This is a genomic window from Acinetobacter sp. P1(2025) (assembly GCF_051390655.1).
Classification (GTDB): domain Bacteria; phylum Pseudomonadota; class Gammaproteobacteria; order Pseudomonadales; family Moraxellaceae; genus Acinetobacter; species Acinetobacter junii.
On record NZ_JBPKBJ010000044.1, the window covers coordinates 22,055 to 29,132 of the forward strand.

A 7,078-nucleotide genomic window follows, 5' to 3' on the forward strand; every position below is an offset into this window, starting at 1 on the left:
AAATATTGAAAATTTCAATATAGTAGCACCTATATTTTAAGACCAAAAAATAATTGAATTTCATTGCATGATTGATTTGGCAAAATGCATGGATTGAGGTGAAATAGAGCATGGGGCAAGACAATATTGAACAGCATCGTCGCTATGTAGCGATTTCTTACGTGTTCATGTTTCTTGCATTATTTACAATTTTGTTTGCTGCGTTTGCATACATGTTTGCACGAAAAGTTGCGATTGTGGATAATGCCGAAGTTTGGATTCATGCGCATGCCCTATGGATCATGCGTAATGTGCTGTTATTTATTATGATGGCTTTTTTTGCCTCTTTGTGGTTTATCCCATTGTTCTTTTTTGCATGGGACAGTGCAATTTGGGTGACTGCTACAACAGTCGCAGGTGTCGTATTTAGTTCAATTGCTTGGTTATTCTTGTTGAATGCTTGGCTGAAAGGACTTTCTAAGTATTTAAAAAATAAAGCAGTTTTCTAATAAAGCTGCTTTTTTATTAACTTAGACCTTGTAAATTTGTAATATAGCCCCTATCTAGGCTCTGTTGATCTCAAAAATAAGATCAACAGAGCCTATTTATTCGTAGAGATTTAATAAATTCCGTGAGGAGCATCGCCAACCATGGCTAAACGTGATTATTATGAGGTTTTAGGCGTTTCGAAAACCGCAGGTGATGATGAGATCAAAAAAGCCTATCGTAAGTTGGCGATGAAGTATCACCCTGACCGTAACCCTGACAACGCTGAAGCTGAAGAAAAATTCAAAGAAGCATCAGAAGCCTATGAAATCCTGTCTGACAGTGAAAAGCGCAGTATGTATGACCGTGCTGGGCATAGTGCATTTGAAGGCGGTTTTGGTGGTGGCGGTGGCTTCGGTGGCGGTTTTAGTGCCGAAGATATTTTCAGCCAATTTGGTGATATTTTTGGTGGTGCATTTGGTGGCGGTCGCCAGCAGCAACGCCAACGCCGCGGTTCAGACCTCCGCTATGTGATGGAATTGACCTTAGAAGAAGCAGTTAAAGGCGTTAAAAAAACCATTACTTTTACTGCTCCTGCACCATGTGAAACTTGTGATGGTAAAGGATCTAAAAATCCAAACGATGTCGAAACATGTCGCACTTGTCATGGTTCAGGTCAAGTTCGTATGCAACAGGGTTTCTTCTCTGTGCAGCAAACTTGTAGCACCTGTCGTGGTCAAGGCAAAATTATTAAAAATCCATGTAATACTTGTCATGGCTCTGGTGTTGCAGATCGTCAACAAACACTTGAAGTTACCATCCCTGCGGGTGTGGACAACGGTGATCGTGTTCGCTTAACAGGTAAAGGCGAAGCGATTCGTGATGGTCAATCAGGTGATTTATACGTTGAAGTGGTTGTGCGCGAGCATGAAATTTTCCAACGTGATGGCGCTGATCTATATATGGATGTGCCAGTTAGTATCGCGGATGCCGCTTTGGGTAAAGAAATTGAAATCCCAACCTTGGACGGTCGTGTGAGTTTGAAGATTCCGGAGGGAACTCAAACGGGTAAATTATTCCGCTTACGTGGCAAAGGTGTTCGCCCTGTACGTAGTAGTATGGTGGGTGATTTACTTTGCCGCATCGTTGTAGAAACCCCAGTAAATTTAACCAGCCGTCAACGCGAGTTACTTAAAGAATTACAAGCCTCTTTAGATGGTGATGGTCATGCATCGTCTCCAAAGAAAAAATCATTCTTTGATCGCCTCTTTGATTAATAGGCATCAATAAAAAAACCTGCTTCGGCAGGTTTTTTTATGGGAAATTTTAAATCCTCAGCAACCTTCATTTTTCAAATGAGGGAGCATTGTCTATCCTATAACATACTGAATTAGCAGAAATTTACCCTCTATTTTTAAAGAGGTGTTAGGGGGATTTAAGTCTATGATAAGTAATACTTTATAGATGTATAGATGCCATTCATTTGCTATAGTAGCGAAATTGTTTAAATAAAAGACTGGGAAACATTATGTCAACTTCTCCACGCATTGGGATCTTAGGTGCTGGCGGACGCATGGGCCGTATTCTGATTCAGGCTGTACAAGAGGCAGGCTATCAACTTGCAGCAGCAGTAGAACGCCCTGAAAGCAGTTTAGTCGGCGCAGATGCAGGTGAGCTTGCAGGCGTTGGAAGTTTGGGCGTAAAGATCGTTGGCAGTTTAGCTGAAGTATTAAAAGATTGTGACGTGGTGATTGATTTCACTGCACCAGCCGCAACAGAACAACACTTAAAGCTTTGTCGTGAAGCTGGTGTAGCGATGGTGATTGGAACGACGGGAATGTCTGAGGAACAAAAAGCATTCTTAGATGAATCAGCAACTCAAACCCCAGTTGTTTATGCTGCAAACTATTCTGTAGGTGTAAATGTATCAATCAAACTTTTGGAACTTGCAGCAAAAGTATTTGGTGATACGGTCGATATCGAAATCATTGAAGCACATCACCGTCATAAAGTAGATGCACCGTCTGGCACAGCATTTATGATGGGTGAAGCAATCGCTGATACCTTAGGTCGTAACTTAAAAGAAGTTGCAGTCTATGGCCGCGAAGGCTATACGGGTCCACGTGATCGTCAAACTATCGGTTTTGAAACCATTCGTGGTGGCGATATTGTGGGTGAGCATACCGTTATGTTTATCGGTGAAGGTGAACGTGTTGAAGTGACGCACAAAGCGACAAACCGTATGAACTTCGCTTCGGGTGCAGTACGTGCAGCAGCATGGGTTGTAGGGCGTGAAGCTCGTAAATATGACATGAAAGATGTCTTAGGCTTTAACGATATTCAAGTATAAAAAGTTCTCTTTTTGCACTATAAAAAGAGCTTATTGCGCTTTCAATAAATCCCAAAAAGCACGATAAGCTCCAAACCTCATTACAACAATTGAGCATGACATGAATAAAAAATATATTGTTCTTGCTACGCTGCTAAGTGCGACGAGTTTGGTCGTCAGTGCCGCAGAAGCTCCGAAACTCAGTTTGCACCGAAATAATATTAAAGTTTGGACATATCAAACTGAAAATAATCCAGTATTCCAATATAAAGCAGAAACAACTTTTGATGTGCCATTAGAACGGGCTGTAGCCGTAGTTCTAGATGTTGAACGCACCCCACAATGGGTTCCTTATGTGGGTAAGGCTCAACTATTATCTCGAGATGAGAAGAAGGGCGAGTTCACGTTATATATGGTGCTTGATTTTCCTTTTCCATTAAAAGATCGCGATGTGGTGATTAAAGGGAAAATGAGTAAAAATGCGGATGGCAGTATTAGTATTAAAAACAATGCCATTAAAAATAACTATCCTGAACAGCCTGATGTGATTCGTTTAACCCGCTATGAGGGTGATTGGACTTTTCAAAAGTTAGCAAATAATAAAGTCAAAGTATCAACAACAGGTTATGCAGATCCAGCTGGTGCAATTCCGCTTAGTTTTGTGAATATGTTTGTACAGCAACAACCCTATCAAATGCTGATGAAAATGAAAAAGGAAGTGAATAATCCTTTGTATGCACAACCGAAATTACCAGATGTACTGAAGTAATAAAAAAGCCTGATTCAATCAGGCTTTTTTATGTTCTAGATTTGGGTGCAGTGCTGATAGTTAAGCTTAGATCGAGATGCGAGAAAGATTTGGATAAACACCAAAAGTAATCCAATCGCTGCAAGAGCTGCTCCGATCATTGATACTGAGGCATAGCTCAGACCTAGACTTAAAACAGCTCCTCCAGCCGCCGCACCAACTGCATTGCCTAAGTTAAATGCTCCGATATTTACAGAGGAAGCGAGACCAGATGCTTCATGTGCTACCGACATAACCCGCATTTGCAGTGATGGCACAATTGCAAATGCTGCCGCGCCCCATAGAACAAGCCCAACAGCTGCTCCGACTTGGGTTTGAGCCAGCAGAGGGAAAACGGCCATCAATACAATCAAGGCGATGAAGAAGCCAATTAACGTCTTATCAATAGATCGATCTGCAAGCTTGCCACCTAGATGGTTTCCAATCGAAAAGCCAACCCCAATCAAAACTAACATCATGGTGATAAACATCGGTGAGGCGTGATTGAAAGCAACTAAACTCGGGGCGATATAGGTGTAAAGGGTAAACATTGCGGAGGCACCGAACACAGTGGTAAGAAGTGCCAAAATCACAGGGAGCCGAGAGAGAACTTTTAATTCCATTTTAACGTCGGGTTTTTTTCCAACAGCACCCACAGGCAGTGCTTTCCATAGAGAAAACATCGTTACTACACCCAACACCGCAATCGCAAGAAAAGACATCCGCCAGCCAATTGTTTGTCCTACCCATGTCGCTAAAGGAACGCCACCAATATTGGCAATTGTTAGTCCCATGAACATGGTAGCTACAGCACTGGCTTGTTTATGTGCAGGTACGACACTCGCAGCGACGACTGAGCCAATCCCGAAAAAAGCACCGTGATTGAGACTGGTAATCAAGCGTGCGCCCATCAGACTCATATAATTTGGTGCAAATGCCGCAATTAAGTTGCCTATGGTAAAAATGGCCATCAGAAAAATTAAAGCATTGCGACGAGCAAAACCACCGAACCATAAAGTGACGATTGGGGCACCTAGCATCACCCCCAAGGCATAACCTGTAATCAACATACCTGCACTTGGAATCGAAACACCAAGATCATGAGCAATGTTCGGCAATAAGCCCATAGGCGAGAATTCAGTGGTTCCAATGGCAAACGCACCAATAGCTAATGCGAGCAAAGGAAGATTGATGCGCTGCTTCATGTTTATTTATCCCATACTGGTGCAAGTTCAGGTGGGTCAATTTCACGACCATTACGATCCAGTTCCGCAATCAGCTGCATTTCTTGTTCGCTTAGTTTTAATTCTTGTGCTTTCAAGTTGCTGATCAGGTTCTCACGTTTGGTTGATGATGGAATAACCGCATAACCCTTTTGTAATGCCCAAGCTAAAGCAACTTGTGCTGAAGTAGCCTGATGTTGTGCTGCAATCTCAAGCAAAGTTGGGTCTTTGAGCACTTTCCCGTAAGCAAGAGTCATATAAGAGGTCACATCAATCTGTTGTTGTGTCAGGTAATTTGCCAAGTTTTGATTTTGCAAATAAGGGCTTAGTTCGATTTGATTGGTGGCAATATGTTCTGTGCCAATGCTATCAATCGCTTGTTGAGTAAGTGCAATATTGAAATTTGAAATCCCAATGAGTTTGCTTAAGCCTTGTTGTTTGGCTTCTAATAATAATTGCATCACTTCTGTGATATCTGTCCCTTGCGATGGTGCTGGCCAATGGATTAAGGTCAGATCAACTGCTTCAGTGCCTATTTTTTGCAAACTTTCTTTTAGGCTTGGGATCAGGCGTTGCTCAGAAAAGTTATTGATCCATATTTTTGTAGTTAAGAATAAATCTTGGCGAGCAATCCCACTTTCACGGATAGCCTGTCCTACTGCTGCTTCATTCTCATAAATTTGTGCTGTATCAATAGCGCGATAGCCGACATCTAAGGCGGTTTTGACTGAATCAATCAGGATTTGATCATTTAAACGATAAGTACCTAAACCAAATTGAGGGATTTGCATATTCTTCACCTAATTTTTTAACTCAAAAGAGTCTAATTTGTTGATGAAGGCAATTTTGCGATGATTATTGTTGCTAAAAAATAGATGAATTTGCAAAATATAGTTGACTGAATATCAACAATAGGGGGTGATGATGAAATCAAGTATTGAGGAATTGCTCGCCTTTATAACGATTGTTGATACAGGTTCATTTATTGCAGCTGCTGAGCGATTAGGTCAAACAGCATCTGGCTTGAGTCGTTCTTTGAGTCGTTTAGAGTCTAAGCTTGAAGTGACATTGCTGGAACGCACCACGCGAAAATTAAAACTCACTCAAGAAGGTCAGCAGTTCTTAGCGCATGCCCGAAAGATTTTAAATGATTTGAGTGCAGCCGAAGAAGCTTTGCAGCGTGCAGATCAAGATACATCTGGTTTGATTCGTGTTGATTCGGCCGCGCCATTTATCTTGCATGTGATTGCTCCTTTGATGCGTGTATTTCGGCAGCGCTATCCGAATATTGAAATTGAATTAAACAGTAATGATCAAGTGATTGATTTACTAGAGCATAAAACTGATGTCGCATTTCGCTTTGGTGAATTACATGATTCAAGTCTTCATGCAAAATTGGTATGTAAAAGTCGCTTGTATATTGTGGCAAGTCCACATTACTTAAAACGGATGGGGACACCGACGCAAGCAAAACAATTGTTACAGCATGATTTAATTGGCTTCACACGCCCGATTCATATTAATCAGTGGCCGATTAAAGTAGATGATGAATACTTCTTTGCACAAGCCAAAATCAAAGCATCTAGTGGGGAGACAGTACGGCAATTGTGTCTACGAGGACAGGGAATTGCACGATTATCTGAGTTTGAAATCTGGCAAGATTTAAACGAAGGACGTTTGGTCGCATTATTTGAAGACCAAATTGAGCACTCTTATCAAAGCATCCATGCTGTTTATTACCAACAAGAGCATTTAGCCAAACGTGTTCGTCTCTTTATTGAATTTTTGTCTGAGCAACTAAGCCAAGGTTTTTCTGTGTGTCAGTAGACGTGGGTGGAACTTGAACTTCGAGAACAGGAATAGATTCTCCTGTTGTTTGAGGGATAGACAAGACAATCTGTTGCTCTTTGCGTGTACATTCCAAAACAACTGTTGGTAATAATGATGCGCTTACGACCACACCATTTTCATTGGGTTTTTTATAGGTCAACTCTACCGTATCTGTTTTGGTTTGAGGGTTATGATTTTTTAGCTTCCATAGCTCATAACCTTGTCGGTTTTGAATTTTCAAATAACCTTCAGCGAGAGATTTGCAAATTTCTTGCTGCTGATGTGTTTTCTGATCAGGCAACTGACAACCTGTAAGTAGCAATATACTTACTAATATAGGACTTACGCATTGACGGATTCAAAAAAGTATTAAAATAGTTTATAAAGTATCTGTGATCAGACGAACTAAACATGCTTCTACAGCAACTTGTACATTACCCATTT

General features: G+C 41.2%; 8 protein-coding genes. 5 read left to right on the plus strand and 3 right to left on the minus strand.

Annotation, left to right across the window (positions count from 1 at the left end):
* Positions 1-110 precede the first annotated feature (110 nt).
* The 4 genes from ACSC97_RS12025 to ACSC97_RS12040 all read left to right on the plus strand — a co-directional run bounded on the left by ACSC97_RS12025 (position 111) and on the right by ACSC97_RS12040 (position 3,563).
* The gene (locus tag ACSC97_RS12025; protein WP_004910303.1) at positions 111-488 is read left to right on the plus strand and encodes a hypothetical protein; all 378 of its coding nucleotides are present in this window, start codon (positions 111-113) and stop codon (positions 486-488) included.
* Positions 489-629: 141 nt separating this feature from the next.
* The gene (dnaJ, locus tag ACSC97_RS12030; RefSeq protein WP_004951083.1) at positions 630-1,742 is read left to right on the plus strand and encodes a molecular chaperone DnaJ; all 1,113 of its coding nucleotides are present in this window, start codon (positions 630-632) and stop codon (positions 1,740-1,742) included.
* Positions 1,743-1,993: 251 nt separating this feature from the next.
* Positions 1,994-2,815 (plus strand): 4-hydroxy-tetrahydrodipicolinate reductase, encoded by an 822-nt coding sequence (gene dapB, locus ACSC97_RS12035; protein WP_004910297.1) that lies wholly within the window; start codon positions 1,994-1,996, stop codon positions 2,813-2,815.
* 100 nt (positions 2,816-2,915) lie between these two features.
* Positions 2,916-3,563: an START domain-containing protein gene (locus ACSC97_RS12040; RefSeq protein WP_436661148.1), complete on the plus strand. Its 648-nt coding sequence runs from the start codon at positions 2,916-2,918 to the stop codon at positions 3,561-3,563.
* Positions 3,564-3,598: 35 nt separating this feature from the next.
* On the opposite strand, the gene ACSC97_RS12045 is transcribed toward ACSC97_RS12040, so the two are convergent.
* Positions 3,599-4,786 (minus strand): MFS transporter, encoded by a 1,188-nt coding sequence (locus ACSC97_RS12045; RefSeq protein ID WP_436661150.1) that lies wholly within the window; start codon positions 4,784-4,786, stop codon positions 3,599-3,601.
* Between the two features lie 2 nt (positions 4,787-4,788).
* On the minus strand, positions 4,789-5,595 hold the full coding sequence (gene dkgB / locus ACSC97_RS12050; RefSeq protein ID WP_436661152.1) for a 2,5-didehydrogluconate reductase DkgB: 807 nt from the start codon (positions 5,593-5,595) through the stop codon (positions 4,789-4,791).
* A 133-nt stretch (positions 5,596-5,728) separates the two neighbouring features.
* On the opposite strand from dkgB, the gene ACSC97_RS12055 reads away from it, so the two are divergent.
* Positions 5,729-6,631 carry a LysR family transcriptional regulator gene (locus ACSC97_RS12055; protein WP_436661154.1) on the plus strand — a complete coding sequence of 301 codons (903 nt, stop codon included), beginning with the start codon at positions 5,729-5,731 and terminating at the stop codon, positions 6,629-6,631.
* Here ACSC97_RS12055 and ACSC97_RS12060 read toward each other — a convergent pair.
* Positions 6,579-6,992: a hypothetical protein gene (locus ACSC97_RS12060; RefSeq protein ID WP_436661156.1), complete on the minus strand. Its 414-nt coding sequence runs from the start codon at positions 6,990-6,992 to the stop codon at positions 6,579-6,581. The genes ACSC97_RS12055 and ACSC97_RS12060 overlap by 53 nt on opposite strands.
* Between the last annotated feature and the right edge of the window lie 86 nt (positions 6,993-7,078).

What these genes read in the sequence shown, in the direction of transcription:
- ACSC97_RS12025 (WP_004910303.1), top strand. Translation starts at nt 111, where the DNA reads ATGGGGCAAGACAATATTGAACAGCATCGTCGCTATGTAGCGATTTCT.
- dnaJ (WP_004951083.1), top strand. Translation starts at nt 630, where the DNA reads ATGGCTAAACGTGATTATTATGAGGTTTTAGGCGTTTCGAAAACCGCA.
- dapB (WP_004910297.1), top strand. Translation starts at nt 1,994, where the DNA reads ATGTCAACTTCTCCACGCATTGGGATCTTAGGTGCTGGCGGACGCATG.
- ACSC97_RS12040 (WP_436661148.1), top strand. Translation starts at nt 2,916, where the DNA reads ATGAATAAAAAATATATTGTTCTTGCTACGCTGCTAAGTGCGACGAGT.
- ACSC97_RS12045 (WP_436661150.1), bottom strand. Translation starts at nt 4,786, where the DNA reads ATGAAGCAGCGCATCAATCTTCCTTTGCTCGCATTAGCTATTGGTGCG.
- dkgB (WP_436661152.1), bottom strand. Translation starts at nt 5,595, where the DNA reads ATGCAAATCCCTCAATTTGGTTTAGGTACTTATCGTTTAAATGATCAA.
- ACSC97_RS12055 (WP_436661154.1), top strand. Translation starts at nt 5,729, where the DNA reads ATGAAATCAAGTATTGAGGAATTGCTCGCCTTTATAACGATTGTTGAT.